Source organism: Streptomyces sp. NPDC053755, assembly GCF_040677675.1.
Classification (GTDB): Bacteria; Actinomycetota; Actinomycetes; order Streptomycetales; family Streptomycetaceae; genus Streptomyces.
In genome coordinates this window covers 108,104-123,207 of the sequence record NZ_JBFASK010000008.1, presented here as the reverse complement: position 1 = coordinate 123,207, position 15,104 = coordinate 108,104, and the positions used below count along the sequence as shown (strand labels likewise).

Sequence of the window (15,104 nt, the reverse complement as noted above, 5' to 3'; positions counted from 1 at the left end):
CGCTGAGCGTAATGACGTGCTCACTTGTTGGGTCTCGGTCAAGAGGGGGTTCGGTTGCGAAACGGTCACGCGTGCAAGGGGCTTGCGCGGACGGTGTGAAGTCCGCTGAACTGACGTGCCGTCAGGTCGACCGTTCGGGAGGGGTCCGGAAGCGATGCAGACCATCTGGCTCACCGGCGCGGAATGGCTCGCCGTCCTCCGGATCGGCCTCGGCCTGTGGTGGCTGGAGAGCTGGCGCCACAAGGACAGGAAGGCGTGGTTCGAGCGCGGCACGGGCATCGCCTGGGCCGCGGACGTCGCGGCCGAGCACCGCTGGCGCGCCGTGCGCACGGGCTTCGACCGGATCGTCGCCCCGCGTCCGAAGGTCATGGCGTACGTCGTCGTCTACGCCGAACTCGCCGTCGGCCTCGGTCTCGTCCTCGGATTCCTGACACCCGTCGCCCTGGCGGGCGGCCTGCTCCTGAACCTCCTCTACCTGGTCCTGATGATCCACGACTGGGCCGAGCAGGGACAGAACGCGATGATGGCGCTGATCTCCCTGGTCGCCCTCTTCGCCGTGTCATGGCAGACCTTCTCCCTCGACCACGCGATCGGACTCTTCCGATGACCGCCGCCACCCCGGAACCCGACCCCTTCACCCGTGCCTACTGGGAGGCTGCCGCCGGCGGGCGCCTCCTGCTGCGCCGGTGCGCCTCCTGCGGCCGGGCCCACCACTACCCGCGCGAGTTCTGCCCGCACTGCTGGAGCGAGGACGTGGAGTGGGAGCCCGCGAGCGGCCGGGCCACGCTCTACACCTGGTCGGTCGTCCACCGGAACGACCTCCCGCCGTTCGGCGAACGGGTCCCGTACGTCGCCGCGGTGGTGGATCTCGCCGAGGGCCCCCGCATGATGACGGAGATCGTGGACGTCCCGGAGGCCGACCTCGGCATCGGCATGGAGCTGGAGCTCGGCTTCCGGGCGGAGGGGGAGTGCACGGTGCCGGTGTTCCGCCGGAGCGGAGGGCCTCACGAAGTCGGCGGTCAAACGGCATAGGCGACGACCACGAACGCCGCCCAGGCGGAGGGGGCGATGGAACGCCCCGCGCGCCCAGCGCCTGGTCCGCCCGGAGCAGGAAGTCGGGCCGGGGCGTCCGTACGCCCCGCTCGACGGCCGAGAACGCCGTCACCCATGGCCGCGTGCCCGGCCGCGACTTCGAGGTGCGGCTCGTCCTCGCCGGGGACCACGTGCGCGTCGAGGTGTCCGACGCCCGTGCCGAGCGGGAGCCCGAGCCCGTCTCCGAACCGGACGAAGGGGGCTACGGGCTGCTGCTGGTCTCGGCCCCGGCCGGAGCGTGGGATGTCAGGAGCCGCTGCGTCGGCAAGACGGTCTGGGCCGTCGTCGCCCTCGCCGGCCGGGGCGGCGGGAGCCCGCCGTGACCGGCGCGGAGCCGCTCACGTGGGCCGGCGCTCCACCACGCCCCGTACGTACGCCGCCTGACCGGCGTGCTGGTTGTCCTCCGCGACCACGCTGACCAGGCGGACGCCCAGGGTGACCGGCGGGTCCCAGGAGTCGTCCACGACGCGGTCGAGGTCGGCGTCGGACACGGACCGGACGTGCTCCAGGGTGCGCGCGTGCACGGCGTCGTAGTAGCCGAGCAGCAGGTCCGCCGAGGCGCGGACCTGGCCGACCTGCTTGCTGGAGTGGCCGTAGCCGGTCGCGTTCTTGCCGAAGGGGAGGCCGAAGCGGGACTGCCAGTCGTCCTCGGTCCACACCTGCTCGGTGTCGAAGACGCCGGCGATGTGGTCGTCCTGGATGCGGGTCAGGTGCCAGACGAGCCAGGCGATGGAGTTCGCGTCCTCGTCGATCCGGGTCGCGAGCTCCTCCTCCGACAGCCCCTCGACGGCCCCGTGCACGGCTTCCCCCACCCGCTCGAACAGGTCCAGCAGCAGGTCCGCACTCTTCATCTGGGTCACTCCTCCGCGGTGGGCGCGCGCGGCCCGGCCGGGCCGCCGCTGTGTTCTCTTCCCAGTGGGCCACCGAAGAGGCACCGCTCCCGTGCCGAACGGCCGGGGACGGCGTCGGGGCGGGCGAGTTTCACCTGGGCGGGGGAGGGGGGCGCCGTGCCGGTCAGGCGCTCTTCGGAGCCGCCCCGTCCGGCCGTCCCTCCCGCCACTCCTCGATCACCGCGTCGACGTCGAACGGCTTCAGGTTCAGGGGAGGACCCGCCGGGGGACGCTTCAGCGCCTCGGCGATCTTCTTGTTGATCTCGTGGAGGATCCGGCGGACCTGGGACTCGGAGACGGCCCGGCCGACGGCCTCCACCGCGTCCTCGGCCTCCTTCCGCAGGGCGAGCGAGGGCGGGAGGACGGAGCCGCCCTCGCGATGCAGCTTGCCCTTGATCCACCACAGCTCGTCGTACGGCGCGCGGTCGTCGTCCAGCGGCCGTCCGAAGCCGGCCAGACGCTGGAACTCGCCCCGCTCCGCGGCCTCGCGGATCTGCTTGTCCACGAATGACTCGAAGCTGACGCCGGGGGGTTTGCGTTCGGTCATGGCTCCAGCGTACGAAGCCGGCGGGGCGACGGGGGAGGGGCGGGAGAAAAGGCAGGAGCCCCGCTTCGTGCCCGAAGACACGGAGCAGGGCTCCTTGGGTACTTCTCTAGCCGTGCGCGATCGCCGACCCGGGCAACTTAGGCCGGGGTGACGTTCTCCGCCTGCGGGCCCTTCGGACCCTGCGTGACGTCGAAGTTCACGAGCTGGTTCTCCTCGAGGGAGCGGAAACCAGACGCGTTGATCGCGGAGTAGTGGACGAAGACATCCGGGCCGCCGCCGTCCTGGGCGATGAAGCCGAAGCCCTTTTCAGCGTTGAACCACTTGACGGTTCCGGTAGCCATAAGCCCTCCTTGGGCCAAAGGGTTGCCCTGCTCCAGAACCTGCAAAGAAGTCTGAAAACTACAAAAGCCTGCGGGTCACATGCTCCGCAGGCTCTGTACTGCAAGGGAAACCAAACTGCAACTTGCGACGAGCGTAGCACGCAGGGTGCGGTGCGCACTAGAGGGAAAGATCACGTCACCCGCAGGTTTGAATCACACCGCCGATGGGTGGGCGCGCCGCCGCCGGGCCCCCGGCGATGTCCACCGTACGAGACGGGTCTAGCCTCGCGTTGTGGACAAAGCAACCGATGACCACCAGCGCAGCCGGCCTCGCGTCGGGCACATCCAGTTCCTGAACTGTCTGCCCCTCTACTGGGGCCTGGCACGCACCGGAACGCTCCTCGACCTGGAGCTCACGAAGGACACTCCGGAGAAGCTCAGCGAGCGTCTGGTGCGCGGCGATCTCGACATCGGGCCGATCACGCTCGTCGAGTACCTCCGCAACGCCGACGACCTCGTCGCCCTGCCGGACATCGCCGTGGGCTGCGACGGCCCCGTGATGTCCTGCGTGATCGTCTCCCAGCTCCCGCTGGAGCGGCTGGACGGAGCGCGGGTCGCGCTCGGTTCCACCTCCCGCACCTCCGTGCGCCTGGCGCAGCTGCTGCTCGCCGAGCGGTACGGCGTCCGGCCGGAGTACTACACGTGCCCGCCCGATCTCGGGCTGATGATGCAGGAGGCGGACGCCGCCGTCCTGATCGGCGACGCCGCGCTGCGGGCCTCGCTGCACGACGCTCCGCGCCTGGGCCTCCAGGTCCACGACCTGGGGCTGATGTGGAAGGAGTGGACGGAGCTGCCGTTCGTCTTCGCGGTGTGGGCGGCGCGCAAGGACTTCCTCGCCCGGGAGCCGGAGACGGTCCGCGAGGTGCACGAGGCGTTCCTTGCCTCGCGCGATCTCTCCCTGGTGGAGGTCGCGAAGGTGGCCGAGCAGGCCGCACGCTGGGAGTCCTTCGACGCGGCGCTGCTGGAGCGGTACTTCCGGACACTGGACTTCCGGTTTGGTCCTGAGCAGCTGGCGGGCGTCCGCGAGTTCGCCCGCAGGACCGGCCCGACCACCGGCTTCCCCGCCGACGTCCGGGTGGAGCTGCTCGGCGCCCGCTGATCCCGCCCGGCCCGCCGCAGGCTCCCCGGTCGCTTTCGCGGCAGACCCCCGGGTCACCTTCCTCCATGGGCCCCGGGCGCTTCCCGCGGCGGACCCCCGGGCGCTTCCCGCGGTCGGCCCCGGCCCCCTTCCGCTACGGAGCGGGGACGGGTCCCTGCATGTGCCGGCTGATCCAGGCGATCGAGCCGTCCCCCATGCCGCGCACATAGCTCTTGGCGTTGTGCCCGCCTCCCTGGATGACCTGGAGGCGGGTCTTCACCGGTCCCTTGGTGTAGTTCTTCATGAACGCCTTGATCCGGGCCATGCCGGATTCCTCGGTGCCGATCTGGAACGCCAGATACACCTCGTTCGCCCGGGTGTCCGGCTTCGCGCCGAGCGCCTTGGCGAGCCTTTCCGGATTGTTCGCCTGCCGCTCGGCCTCGTGGCCGGCCCACAGCGGAGAGTCCGGGACGGTGTCGGGACCGGACGCGATCACGGCCTTGAACTTGTCCGGGTGCTGGAGGACGGATTTCAGCCCGACGAACCCGCCCGACGACGAGCCCATGAACGCCCAGCCGTCCCGGGACGCGAAGGTGCGGAAATTGGCGCGGACGAAATCCGGCACGTCCTCGGTCAGCCAGGTGCCCATTCGGGGCTGCCCCGGAATATCGCTGCCGTCGTAGTAGTAGGCGTCGTCCGGGTTGAGGACCGGCATCACGACGATGAACGGAAGGCTCTTTCCGGTCCGCGACCACGTGCTGATGCTCGACTGGAGTTTGAGGTCCGTCCCCATCCAGTAATTCGTCGGATAGCCGTTCCCTCCCGGCAGGGCCACGAGCACCGGGAAGCCGCTGTCCGCGTAGGCCGGGTCGAAATACTGCTTCGGGGCCCACACCCACACCTTGCCCGTGAAACCGGACTTCCCGCCCCGCAGGGTGGTGACCCCGATCCTGGTGCCGTCCTCCAGGGTGTTGGCGGTGGTGAAGCTCGCCTTCGGGCCGGTGGGCAGAACCGTCTCGGGGCCCTTCGGCCGGGGTTTTCCCTGCGCCTTCGCGGGGTGGTCCGGGGTACGCGCCTGCGCCGTCGACCGGGGGGTGTCGAAGCTGACCGGGTCGCCCTCGTCGGAACAGCCGGTGACCAGAACGGCCGCGCAGCCGAGGGCGAGGGCGGCGGCGGCGATCCTGGGCAGGCGCTTCGGCGGACGCGTCGGCTGACGGTTCATGGTGCGGCTCCGGTGCGTGTCGACACGACGGTGATGTCGCAAGGGAGGAGGGGCGGGAGGGGTGTTCGGTTGGCTCGATACCGTCTCGAATCGCCGTGATCCGGCCCACCGGGGCCTTCGCGCTGCTAGAAGGGGAGACATGCAGCCGCTCGAAGCAGGGGAACCGAGGACCATCGGCGGCTACCGCATCCTCGGAAGGCTCGGTTCCGGCGGTATGGGGCGCGTCTATCTCGCCCGCAACGAAGGCGGCAGGACCGTCGCCGTGAAGATCGTGCACCCGCACTTCGCGCTCGACGAGCAGTTCCGGGCCCGGTTCCGGCGCGAGGTGGAGGCGGCCCGGCTGGTGGGCGGACGGTGGACCGCCCCGGTCCTCGACGCCGACGCGGAGGCCCCGGTGCCCTGGGTGGCGACCGGATACGTCGCCGGGCCGACGCTCGCCCGGGCCGTCGAGACCCTCGGCCCGCTGCCGGAGCACACGGTACGGACCCTGGGCGCCGGCCTCGCCGAGGCGCTGGCGGGCGTGCACGCGCTGCGGCTCGTCCACCGCGACGTGAAGCCGTCCAACGTCCTCCTCACCCTCGACGGGCCCCGGCTCATCGACTTCGGCATCGCCCGCGCCTCGGACGGCACGGCCTCGCTCACCGCGACGGGCGTCTCCATCGGCTCGCCGGGCTACATGGCGCCCGAGCAGATCCTCGGCCAGGGGACGACCGGCGCCTCCGACGTCTTCTCGCTCGGGGCGGTCCTCGCCTACGCGGCGGCCGGCGCCCCGCCCTTCCCCGGCGACTCCTCGGCGACCCTGCTCTACAAGGTCGTCCACGAGGAACCCGAACTGGGCGCGCTCTCCGGAGAGCTGCGGGAGCTGGTGGCCGGCTGCCTCGCCAAGGACCCGGAGTCCCGCCCCGCCCCGGGCGCCGTCGCGGCCCGGCTCGCCCCGGCCGGGCCGGCCGGCCTGGTGGCGGCCGGCTGGCTCCCCGGCCCTCTGGTCGAGGAGGTGAGCCGCACGGCGGTCCGCCTCCTGGAACTCGACGCGGGCACGGCAGCGGCGGGTACGGCTGCGGAGGGGGCCCGGGCCCCGCACGCCCCGGGGCCCGTCCCTTTCGACGCGGACACGGACGGCCCGTCCGACCCGCACGCGTCGGGACCCGTCCCCTTCACCGCGCCCTCGGTGACCCCCGCCGGCGCCTTCGGCCCGCCGGTGGAACCGCCCCACGCCCTCTGGCCCCACCCCGGCGCCTCCGTTTCCGGCCCTGGCGGTGCCCCGTCCCACCCCGGCGCCTCCGTTTCCGGCCCCGACACGGTGACCGGCGTGCCCCGCCCCCGTACCCCCGCGCCCGACGGCACCGCGGGAGCCGGGCCGGCCGGCGTGCGGAAGCTCTCGCTCTCCCTCGCCGGCCGCCGCGTCGGCTGCACCCTCGCCCTCACCGTCACCGCGGCACTCGCCGCCGTGACCCTCGGGGCCGGCCACCTCCTCGACCTGATGCCGGGCGGCGACCGCGACGCCGGCGCCGACGGGACGGGCACGACCCCGTCCACGCCGCCGGCCGCCACCGCGCCGCCCGGCGGCTCCGTGCCCGCCGCCTTCCTCGGGACCTGGACCGGCCCCACCACCGAGCGCAACGGCTCCCCGCACGGCGACTTCACCGCCGTCGTCACCCAGGGCCGGACCGGCGAGGACGTCGTCCGCACCAGCCACGTCATCAGCGTCCTCGGGACCACCGTGCGGTGCCACGGCATCGGGCGGCTCACCTCCGCCTCCGGCACCGAGCTGCGCGTCGCCGACCGCACCGACCCGGACCGCCCCGGCACCGCGGGCCTGTGCACCGGCGGCACCTCGACGTTCACCCTGACCCTCGGCGCCGACGGCACCCTCGCCTACCGCTCCGACGAGGAGGCGGCGGGCCGCCCGACCGGCACCCTGCACAAGCGCTGAGAGACGCTGGCGTAGGCTGGTTCGGTCCGCCCGCCCCGCCTCCCAGCACCCACGCGACCGAGGCGCCACGGCGCGACGTCGTCAGATCGCACCCTCCGAAAGGGACCACCCGGTGACCGAGAAGGCCGACCTTCAGTCCGTCCTCGACCGCGCCGCAGAGGGTGGCCGGATCACCCCCGAAGAGGCGCTCGACCTGTACCGCTCCGCGCCGCTGCACGCGCTCGGCTCGGCCGCCGACGCGGTGCGCCGCCGCCGGTACGCCGGCACGGAGCACATCGCGACGTACATCATCGAGCGGAACATCAACTACACGAACGTGTGCGTCACGGCGTGCAAGTTCTGTGCCTTCTACGCCGCGCCGAAGGACAAGGCGAAGGGCTGGACCCGCGACCTCGACGACATCCTGCGGCGCTGCGCGGAGACCGTCGAACTCGGCGGCACCCAGATCATGTTCCAGGGCGGGCACCACCCGGACTACGGCGTCGAGTACTACGAGGAGCACTTCTCCGCCATCAAGAAGGCGTTCCCGCAGCTGGTCATCCACTCCCTCGGCGCGTCCGAGGTCGAGCACATGGCCCGCATCTCCAAGGTCTCGGTGGAGGAGGCCGTCCAGCGCATCCACGCCGCCGGTCTCGACTCCTTCGCCGGCGCGGGCGCCGAACTGCTCCCGGCCCGGCCCCGCAAGGCGATCGCCCCGCTCAAGGAGAGCGGCGAGCGGTGGCTGGAGATCATGGAGATCGCCCACGGCCTCGGCGTGGAGTCCACCTCCACGATGCTGATGGGCACCGGCGAGACGAACGCCGAGCGGATCGAGCACCTGCGGATGATCCGGGACGTGCAGGACCGGACGGGCGGCTTCCGGGCCTTCATCCCGTACACGTACCAGCCCGAGAACAACCACCTCAAGGGCCGCACCCAGGCGACGATCTTCGAGTACCTGCGGATGATCGCGATCGCGCGGCTCTTCATGGACAACGTCGCCCACATCCAGGGCTCCTGGCTGACGGTCGGCAAGGAGGCGGGCCAGCTGTCGCTGCACTACGGCGCGGACGACCTGGGCTCGATCATGCTGGAGGAGAACGTCGTCTCCTCGGCCGGTGCCAAGCACCGCTCCAACCGCATGGAGATCATCGACCTGATCCGCAAGGCGGGCCGGGTCCCGGCGCAGCGAGCGACGACGTACGAACACCTCGTCGTCCACGACGACCCGGCGAACGACCCGGTCGACGAGCGGGTCGTCTCGCACATCTCGTCCATCGCGATCGAGGGCGGCACGGCGCACCCGGAGCTGAAGCTCCTCGACGCCAACTGACGCGTCCGTGCCGACGATCCACACGGCCGAGGCGTCGCCGCAGGTCACGGTCGTGGTCGAGGGGCGGTCCCTGCTGGCCGTGGGCGGCCTCGACGAGCTGGCCGCCGCGTACCCGTCGGCGCGGCTGCGCCGCTGGCCTGGCGTCCTCACCCCGCCGCTGCTCAACCCCTACGGCCCGGAGCTCCTGGAGCAGACCTACCACCCGGACCCGCGGGAGGCCGCCCAGCTCGGCACCGAGCCCCTCACCGGCGCGGCGCTCGACCGGCTGGAGATGGACGAGGCCCGCTGGGGCGCCAGCGCCCGGCGCGGCCTCCAGCGGATGCTGGCGCACGGGACGGTGGCCGTCGCGGGAGCGCTGTCCCGGCCGTCCGTCGTCGACGCGGCCCGCCGCTCGGGGCTGATCCTGGCGGGGCGGGCCGCGAGGCCCGACGGCGTTCCGTCCCTCGACCCGTACGCGACGGGCGGCCCACCGGTCCACCTGCACCCGCCGCGCGAGGGCGGCCCGGCGCGGTTCGCCGTCTTCGACGTCCCGTCCGAGCCGGAGCTCGCCCGCCGGGGCGCGGCCACCTGCGTCGCCACCGTCCTCGACGGCCGGCTCGTCTTCCGGCGCCGCTGAGGGACGTCCCCGCGAAGCCCCCGCGGGCCACCGCGTGAGGGCCGGGGGCGGGCTGCTTGAATGGGAACGTGACCCGAGCCTCCCTGGACAAGCAGCCGCACGAAGTCGCCTCGATGTTCGACGACGTGGCGGCGAACTACGACCTGACCAACGACGTGCTCTCGCTCGGCCAGGACCGGCGCTGGCGCAAGGAGGTCGCCAAGGCGGTCGACGCCCGGCCCGCGCAGAGGATCCTCGACCTGGCCGCCGGGACCGGCACGTCGTCGCTTCCGTTCGCCGCGACCGGCGCCTTCGTCGTGCCCTGCGACTTCTCGCTCGGCATGCTCCGGGAGGGCAAGAAGCGGCACGGCTGGCTGCCGCTGACGGCCGGCGACGGCACGCGGCTCCCCTTCCGCGACGACGTCTTCGACGCGGTGACGATCTCCTTCGGACTGCGCAACATCCAGGACACGGAGGCGGCCCTCCGCGAGCTGTACCGGGTGACGAAGCCGGGCGGCCGGGTCGTGATCTGCGAGTTCTCGCACCCGACCTGGGCGCCCTTCCGCACGGTGTACGAGGAGTACCTGATGCGCGCGCTGCCGCCGGTGGCCCGCGCGGTGTCCTCCAACCCCGACGCGTACGTGTACCTCGCCGAGTCCATCCAGTCCTGGCCGGACCAGCCGACCCTCGCGGGGCTCCTGCGGAAGTCCGGTTGGTCGAAGGTCGCCTGGCGGAACCTCTCGGGCGGCATCGTGGCCATGCACCGGGGCTTCAAGCCGTAACACCCCGCAATAGACTGCAACCGACCTTCCCTCGACCCTTCGGGAGACCCCGCCGTGACCGAGCCCCTCTCCGAGCACAGCGCAGATGTGATCGTCGTCGGGGCAGGCCCGGCCGGTTCCACGACCGCGTACTACCTGGCCAAGGCCGGCCTCGACGTCCTGCTCCTGGAGAAGACCGCCTTCCCGCGCGAGAAGGTGTGCGGTGACGGGCTGACCCCCCGCGCCACCAAGCAGCTCGTCGCCATGGGCATCGACATCTCGGAAGAGGCCGGCTGGCTGCGCAACAAGGGTCTGCGGATCATCGGCGGCGGCTCCCGGCTCCAGCTCGACTGGCCGGATCTCGCCTCGTACCCGGACTACGGACTCGTCCGCAAGCGCGACGACTTCGACGAGCAGCTCGCCCGGCAGGCGCAGAAGGCCGGCGCGCGGCTGTACGAGCGGTGCAACGTCGGCGCCCCGGTCGTGGACGAGCGGACCGGCCGGATCACGGGCGTGACCGCCAAGCTCGGCGAGGAGAAGCGCGAGGTCACCTTCCACGCGCCGCTCGTCGTGGCCGCCGACGGCAACTCCACCCGCCTGTCGCTCGCCATGGGCCTGCACCGGCGCGAGGACCGGCCGATGGGCGTGGCCGTGCGGACGTACTTCACCAGCCCCCGCCACGACGACGACTACCTGGAGTCCTGGCTGGAGCTCTGGGACCGGCGCGGCCCCCAGGACCGTCTGCTGCCCGGATACGGCTGGATCTTCGGCATGGGCGACGGCACGTCCAACGTCGGCCTCGGCATCCTGAACTCCTCCTCCGCCTTCAAGGAGCTGGACTGGCGCGAGGTCCTCAAGGCGTGGTGCGCCTCCATGCCGGAGGACTGGGGGTTCACCCCGGAGAACATGACGACGCCGATCCGCGGCGCCGCCCTGCCGATGGCCTTCAACCGGCAGCCGCACTACACCAAGGGCCTGCTGCTCGTCGGCGACGCCGGCGGCCTGGTCAACCCGTTCAACGGCGAGGGCATCGCGTACGCGATGGAGTCCGGCCAGATCGCTGCGGACGTCATCGTCCAGGCGCACGCGCGGGCGACTCCGGCCCAGCGCGAGCTGGCGCTGCACAACTACCCGAAGATCCTCAAGGAGACGTACGGCGGGTACTACACCCTCGGCCGGGCGTTCGTGAAGATCATCGGCAACCCGAAGATCATGAAGATCGCCACGCAGCGGGGCCTGACCCACCCGGTCCTGATGAAGTTCACGCTGAAGATGCTGGCCAACCTCACCGACCCGACGGGCGGCGACGCGATGGACCGCATCATCAACGGTCTCTCGAAGGTGGCCCCGAAGGCCTGAACGCCCGGCGGTAGTCACTCGGCGAGACCCCGACCGTCCGCAGGAAGTGACGGCGCAGGTTCGCCGCCGTGCCCAGGCCGCTGCGACCGCCGATCTGTTCCACGGGCAGGTCGGTCGACTCCAGGAGCGTCTGGGCGCGGGCCACGCGCTGCTGCAGCAGCCACTGCAAGGGCGTGGTGCCGCAGGTCTCCTGGAGCCTGCGGTGGAAGGTGCGCGGGCTCATCCGGGCCCGCCGCGCCAGGTCCTCGACGGTCAGCGGCTCGGCGAGCCGCTCGGCCGCCCACTGGAGCACGTCCCCGAGCCCGTCGTCGTCGCGGGGCGGTACCGGCGCCTCGATGAACTGGGCCTGTCCGCCCGCGCGGTGCGCGGGCACGACCAGCCTGCGGGCCAGCTGTCCGGCGACCGTCGCCCCGAGGTCCTTGCGGACGAGGTGCAGACAAAGGTCGAGCGCGGCGGTGGCCCCCGCGCTGGTCAGCACGGATCCCTCGTCCGTGTAGAGCACCGAGTCGTCGACGACGACGTCCGGATGGCGGGCCGCGAGCTGCGCGGTGTGCTGCCAGTGGGCGGTGGCCCGGCGGCCGTCGAGCAGACCGGCGGCGGCGAGGGCGAAGGCGCCGGTGCACAGCGAGACCATCCGGGCGCCGGAGGCGGCCGCCGCGCGCAGCGCCTCCACCAGCCGGGCCGGGACCTCCTCGCCGTCCTCCACGACCGCGTCGGGCACGGACGGCACGATGACGGTGTCCGCGTCCACGAGCCCGTCGAGGCCGTGGGTCGTACGGAGCGACAGGACGCCGCCCGGGTCGCCGTCCCCGCACAGCCGCAGCTCGTACCAGGGGTCGGCGAGGTCGGGGTGCGGGATGCCGAAGACCGTGGCGGCGATGGCGAGTTCGTACATCTCCCACAAGGTCGTCCCGACCCGGGGGTCCGGCACGACGGCGAGGGCGACGGTTCCGGCGCTTCCGGTGTTCATGCCACGAGCCTATGGCGGGAATGGTGCGGACGTCGTCAGTCCTGCCACTGTCGGCCGGTTTCCGCCGCTGGAACGGTGAGGGCATGAACGACACCACCCACACCACCCACACCGCCACCGCCGTCTCCGTCGTCGGACTCGGGCAGATGGGCGCCGCCCTGGCCGGCGCCTTCCTGGCCGCGGGCCACCCGACCACCGTCTGGAACCGCACCCCGGCCAAGGCGGACCCCCTCGTCGCCCGGGGCGCCGCACGCGCCGCCACCGTCGCCGACGCGGTCGCGGCGAGCGAGCTGATCGTCGTCTGCGTCCTGGACTACCCCGCCGTGCGCGCCCTCCTCGACCCCGTGGCGCCGGCGCTGCGCGGGAGGACCGTCGTGAACCTCACGACGGGCTCGCCCGAGCAGGCGCGCGCGGAGGCGGAGTGGGCGGCGGAGCACGGGATCGGCTATCTGGACGGCGGCATCATGACGACCCCGCCGGGGATCGGCGACAGCGCCCACATGATCCTGTACGCCGGGGAGCCCGAGCCGTTCGCCCGGTACCGCTCGACGCTGGCGGTGCTGGGCGACCCGGTCGATCTCGGCCGTGACGCCGGACTCGCCTCGCTCTACGACGCGGGACTGCTCGGGCTCATGTGGTCGGTCTTCGGCGGCTGGCTGCACGCCACCGCCCTCACCGGCGCCGACGGGGTCACGGCCCGGGACTTCACGAAGGTCGCCGACCGCTGGCTGCGGACGGTCGCCTGGTTCATGAGCGGGTACGCGGAGCAGATCGACGCGGGCGAGTACCCGGGCGCGGACGCCACCATCGACGTCCAGGTGGCGGCGATCGGGCATCTGCTGCACGCGGGGGAGGCGCGGGGCGTGGACGGGCGGCTGCCGCGGCTGCACCTGGAGCTGATGCGGAGCGCGGTCGAGGCGGGGCACGGCGGCGACAGCTACGCCCGGCTCATCGACGCCTTCCGGAAGTGAGCGAGGAACCCCGCACGGGAGGAGCCCGGTACGGACCGCCGGATCGGCGGGCATGAGAGAAGGCCGCCACTCCCGTGGAGTGACGGCCTTCGCCTGTCCGGTGGCGCGACGATCAGAGGATGCGCACGGCGCCGGACGGGGTGTCCCAGTCCAGGGAGCGCTCGACCACGCCGGTGGACGGGTTCTGCGCGCCGACGTAGTTGCCGCCGCCCACGTAGATCGCCACGTGGTACGAGCCGCTGCGGCTGCCCCAGTACAGGATGTCGCCCGGCTGGAGGTCGCTCAGCGAGACGGAGGTGCCCATGCTCGACTGCGAGCTGGAGACGCGGGGAAGGTCGATGCCGGCCTGGCGGTAGGCGGCCTGGACCAGTCCGGAGCAGTCCCACGAGTTGGGTCCGGTGCCGCCGGAGACGTAGGCGTCGCCGACCTGGGCGCGGGCGAAGGCCACGATCGCCGCGGCGGAGCCGGTGGCCACCTGGCTGTCGGCGCTGGAGGAGGAGCCGCCGGCGGAGTCGTCGGAGGAGGACGCCGAGAGCGTGGTGCGCTCCGCGGTGCGGGAGGCGCGCTGGCGGGCCTCCTCGCGGGCCTTCTCGGCGCGCTCGGCCTCGGCCTTGCGGTCGGCCTCGGCCTTGGCCTTCGTGGCCTCCTGGGCGGCCTTGCGGTGGGCGGCCTCTTCCTGGGCGCGCAGGCTCAGGTCGAGGGCCTCCTGCTGGGACGCCTCGGCCGAGGCGGAGACGGCGCTCGCCAGGTCGGTGTCGAGGGCGCCGAGCGTGGGCATCTCGATGGTCTCGGTCACCGGCTCGGCATTCGCCGGCCCGGCAGCACCCGCCACCGCGATGGTGCTGAGGACGCCACCGGCAACTCCGGCACGGAGCGCGAGCTTGGACGCGCTGCGGCGGGGCTTCCGGTGGCTGGGTATGTGAGCGGTCTGGGACATGAGAACAACCGCTATCAGGGGTTCACGGTTCCCATCAAGAAACGTGTGTTGCGCCACAGTTACGACCGGAACTACCCAATCCGCTTTCCTGGCGCCCTTATTGACGCCGTAACGGGCAAATCGGGCACAGGCTCTCAGGCCCGTGATCACGTGTTTTCCGCGAAACGTCCGAATTGACCGGCGCTTACCACCTCTTCACGCGGTTGGCCAAGCCCTGTAGTTGACGGGGCGTAGGTTACGTGACGCAGGTCACAAGCGGGCAACTCCCGGCCCGCGCGGGCCCCTCGTGACGGCCGGGGCGCGTCCACTTCGCTCCACGGGACCCCTCGGCCGGGTGGGGTGAGCCCTCTATCACCCGTGCGAGTCCACCGCGAATTTGCCTGTAGTCGCCATCATTTGATAGAGCGCGGCGGCTCCGACCAGGGGCAATCCCCGCTGATGTCACGTCTCGTGCTCACTTGGCTACTTCTCGTATGAAGATCACCGTTCATCCGAATTCATGATCCTTCGACTCGTGGTGGAGATCACAAAGTCCTTGCCGTACCCCGTGTCGCAGATCACAGAGCGACAGGCATAAGATGCGAGTCAATCGGGCTTGTGAACTGCCTCACATGTACGCGATCTTCGAGGCGGCGATCCGGATGCCCGCTGCGGTCCAACGGTCAAGGACGACTGGAAGGAGCGAGGAGCGTGAATGCGTACGCGCCCATCCTCGTGCTCGGCGCCCTCGGGGCAGGGTTTGCGATCTTCTCCGTGGTCATGGCCACGCTAATCGGCCCAAAGCGGTACAACAGGGCAAAACTTGAGGCGTACGAGTGCGGCATCGAGCCGACGCCCACTCCCGCCGGAGGAGGCCGCTTCCCGATCAAGTACTACCTGACGGCGATGCTCTTCATCGTCTTCGACATCGAGATCGTCTTCCTCTACCCCTGGGCGGTCACCTTCGACGCCCTGGGGCTTTTCGGGCTCGTGGAGATGCTGCTCTTCGTGCTCACCGTCTTCGTCGCCTACGCCTACGTGTGGCGGCGCGGCGGCCTGGAATGGGACTGAGGGGCTG

17 protein-coding genes are annotated in these 15,104 nt (G+C 71.8%); 11 read left to right on the top strand and 6 right to left on the bottom strand.

The genetic code is table 11. From position 1 onward, the window contains the following. Positions 1-154: 154 nt before the first annotated feature. The 3 genes from AB0K65_RS11320 to AB0K65_RS11310 all read left to right on the top strand — a co-directional run bounded on the left by AB0K65_RS11320 (position 155) and on the right by AB0K65_RS11310 (position 1,415). Positions 155-607, top strand: coding sequence for a DoxX family membrane protein (locus AB0K65_RS11320; RefSeq protein ID WP_365715534.1), 453 nt, complete (start codon positions 155-157; stop codon positions 605-607). Further along, positions 604-1,032 carry a Zn-ribbon domain-containing OB-fold protein gene (locus AB0K65_RS11315; protein WP_365715533.1) on the top strand — a complete coding sequence of 143 codons (429 nt, stop codon included), beginning with the start codon at positions 604-606 and terminating at the stop codon, positions 1,030-1,032. The genes AB0K65_RS11320 and AB0K65_RS11315 overlap by 4 nt, the downstream gene beginning before the upstream one ends. A gap of 143 nt (positions 1,033-1,175) precedes the next feature. After that, complete coding sequence (locus tag AB0K65_RS11310) at positions 1,176-1,415, top strand: ATP-binding protein (RefSeq protein ID WP_365715532.1); 240 nt, start codon at positions 1,176-1,178, stop codon at positions 1,413-1,415. 15 nt (positions 1,416-1,430) lie between these two features. On the opposite strand, the gene AB0K65_RS11305 is transcribed toward AB0K65_RS11310, so the two are convergent. The 3 genes from AB0K65_RS11305 to AB0K65_RS11295 form a co-directional block, all read right to left on the bottom strand. Then, a complete protein-coding gene (locus AB0K65_RS11305) occupies positions 1,431-1,943 on the bottom strand; it encodes a DinB family protein (protein ID WP_365715531.1) in 513 nt (170 codons plus the stop codon). 163 nt (positions 1,944-2,106) lie between these two features. Continuing rightward, positions 2,107-2,529: a DUF1992 domain-containing protein gene (locus AB0K65_RS11300; protein WP_365715530.1), complete on the bottom strand. Its 423-nt coding sequence runs from the start codon at positions 2,527-2,529 to the stop codon at positions 2,107-2,109. 137 nt (positions 2,530-2,666) lie between these two features. Then, a complete protein-coding gene (locus AB0K65_RS11295; RefSeq protein ID WP_008738468.1) occupies positions 2,667-2,870 on the bottom strand; it encodes a cold-shock protein in 204 nt (67 codons plus the stop codon). 271 nt (positions 2,871-3,141) lie between these two features. Between AB0K65_RS11295 and AB0K65_RS11290 the strand changes: the two genes are divergently transcribed. After that, complete coding sequence (locus tag AB0K65_RS11290) at positions 3,142-4,008, top strand: menaquinone biosynthesis protein (RefSeq protein ID WP_365715529.1); 867 nt, start codon at positions 3,142-3,144, stop codon at positions 4,006-4,008. Positions 4,009-4,141: 133 nt separating this feature from the next. Here the strand turns inward: AB0K65_RS11290 and AB0K65_RS11285 are convergent, their stop codons facing one another. Next, positions 4,142-5,209, bottom strand: coding sequence for an alpha/beta hydrolase-fold protein (locus AB0K65_RS11285; RefSeq protein ID WP_365715528.1), 1,068 nt, complete (start codon positions 5,207-5,209; stop codon positions 4,142-4,144). A 139-nt stretch (positions 5,210-5,348) separates the two neighbouring features. On the opposite strand from AB0K65_RS11285, the gene AB0K65_RS11280 reads away from it, so the two are divergent. The 5 genes from AB0K65_RS11280 to AB0K65_RS11260 all read left to right on the top strand — a co-directional run bounded on the left by AB0K65_RS11280 (position 5,349) and on the right by AB0K65_RS11260 (position 11,169). Beyond that, positions 5,349-7,142 (top strand): protein kinase, encoded by a 1,794-nt coding sequence (locus AB0K65_RS11280; protein ID WP_365715527.1) that lies wholly within the window; start codon positions 5,349-5,351, stop codon positions 7,140-7,142. A gap of 112 nt (positions 7,143-7,254) precedes the next feature. Then, positions 7,255-8,454, top strand: coding sequence for a cyclic dehypoxanthinyl futalosine synthase (gene mqnC, locus AB0K65_RS11275; protein ID WP_365715526.1), 1,200 nt, complete (start codon positions 7,255-7,257; stop codon positions 8,452-8,454). Between the two features lie 7 nt (positions 8,455-8,461). Then, entirely contained in the window at positions 8,462-9,070 is a 609-nt protein-coding gene (locus AB0K65_RS11270; RefSeq protein WP_365715525.1) for a hypothetical protein, read from the top strand. A 68-nt stretch (positions 9,071-9,138) separates the two neighbouring features. Beyond that, positions 9,139-9,831: a demethylmenaquinone methyltransferase gene (locus tag AB0K65_RS11265; RefSeq protein ID WP_365715524.1), complete on the top strand. Its 693-nt coding sequence runs from the start codon at positions 9,139-9,141 to the stop codon at positions 9,829-9,831. Between the two features lie 54 nt (positions 9,832-9,885). Next, complete coding sequence (locus AB0K65_RS11260) at positions 9,886-11,169, top strand: geranylgeranyl reductase family protein (RefSeq protein WP_365715523.1); 1,284 nt, start codon at positions 9,886-9,888, stop codon at positions 11,167-11,169. Here AB0K65_RS11260 and AB0K65_RS11255 read toward each other — a convergent pair. Continuing rightward, positions 11,135-12,139 carry a helix-turn-helix domain-containing protein gene (locus tag AB0K65_RS11255; protein WP_365715522.1) on the bottom strand — a complete coding sequence of 335 codons (1,005 nt, stop codon included), beginning with the start codon at positions 12,137-12,139 and terminating at the stop codon, positions 11,135-11,137. The genes AB0K65_RS11260 and AB0K65_RS11255 overlap by 35 nt on opposite strands. Positions 12,140-12,222: 83 nt before the next feature. Here AB0K65_RS11255 and AB0K65_RS11250 point away from each other — a divergent pair, with 83 nt between their 5' ends. Continuing rightward, positions 12,223-13,110 (top strand): NAD(P)-binding domain-containing protein, encoded by an 888-nt coding sequence (locus tag AB0K65_RS11250; RefSeq protein ID WP_365715521.1) that lies wholly within the window; start codon positions 12,223-12,225, stop codon positions 13,108-13,110. 112 nt (positions 13,111-13,222) lie between these two features. Here the strand turns inward: AB0K65_RS11250 and AB0K65_RS11245 are convergent, their stop codons facing one another. Then, positions 13,223-14,047, bottom strand: coding sequence for an NlpC/P60 family protein (locus AB0K65_RS11245; RefSeq protein WP_365715520.1), 825 nt, complete (start codon positions 14,045-14,047; stop codon positions 13,223-13,225). A gap of 690 nt (positions 14,048-14,737) precedes the next feature. Here AB0K65_RS11245 and AB0K65_RS11240 point away from each other — a divergent pair. After that, positions 14,738-15,097: an NADH-quinone oxidoreductase subunit A gene (locus tag AB0K65_RS11240; RefSeq protein ID WP_030494815.1), complete on the top strand. Its 360-nt coding sequence runs from the start codon at positions 14,738-14,740 to the stop codon at positions 15,095-15,097. Positions 15,098-15,104 lie beyond the last annotated feature (7 nt).

Excerpts from the sequence above, each read along its gene's own strand:
- AB0K65_RS11320 (WP_365715534.1), top strand. The coding sequence starts at position 155 with ATGCAGACCATCTGGCTCACCGGCGCGGAATGGCTCGCCGTCCTCCGG.
- AB0K65_RS11245 (WP_365715520.1), bottom strand. The coding sequence starts at position 14,047 with ATGTCCCAGACCGCTCACATACCCAGCCACCGGAAGCCCCGCCGCAGC.
- AB0K65_RS11315 (WP_365715533.1), top strand. The coding sequence starts at position 604 with ATGACCGCCGCCACCCCGGAACCCGACCCCTTCACCCGTGCCTACTGG.
- AB0K65_RS11300 (WP_365715530.1), bottom strand. The coding sequence starts at position 2,529 with ATGACCGAACGCAAACCCCCCGGCGTCAGCTTCGAGTCATTCGTGGAC.
- AB0K65_RS11280 (WP_365715527.1), top strand. The coding sequence starts at position 5,349 with ATGCAGCCGCTCGAAGCAGGGGAACCGAGGACCATCGGCGGCTACCGC.
- AB0K65_RS11250 (WP_365715521.1), top strand. The coding sequence starts at position 12,223 with ATGAACGACACCACCCACACCACCCACACCGCCACCGCCGTCTCCGTC.
- AB0K65_RS11305 (WP_365715531.1), bottom strand. The coding sequence starts at position 1,943 with ATGAAGAGTGCGGACCTGCTGCTGGACCTGTTCGAGCGGGTGGGGGAA.
- AB0K65_RS11255 (WP_365715522.1), bottom strand. The coding sequence starts at position 12,139 with ATGAACACCGGAAGCGCCGGAACCGTCGCCCTCGCCGTCGTGCCGGAC.
- AB0K65_RS11295 (WP_008738468.1), bottom strand. The coding sequence starts at position 2,870 with ATGGCTACCGGAACCGTCAAGTGGTTCAACGCTGAAAAGGGCTTCGGC.
- AB0K65_RS11285 (WP_365715528.1), bottom strand. The coding sequence starts at position 5,209 with ATGAACCGTCAGCCGACGCGTCCGCCGAAGCGCCTGCCCAGGATCGCC.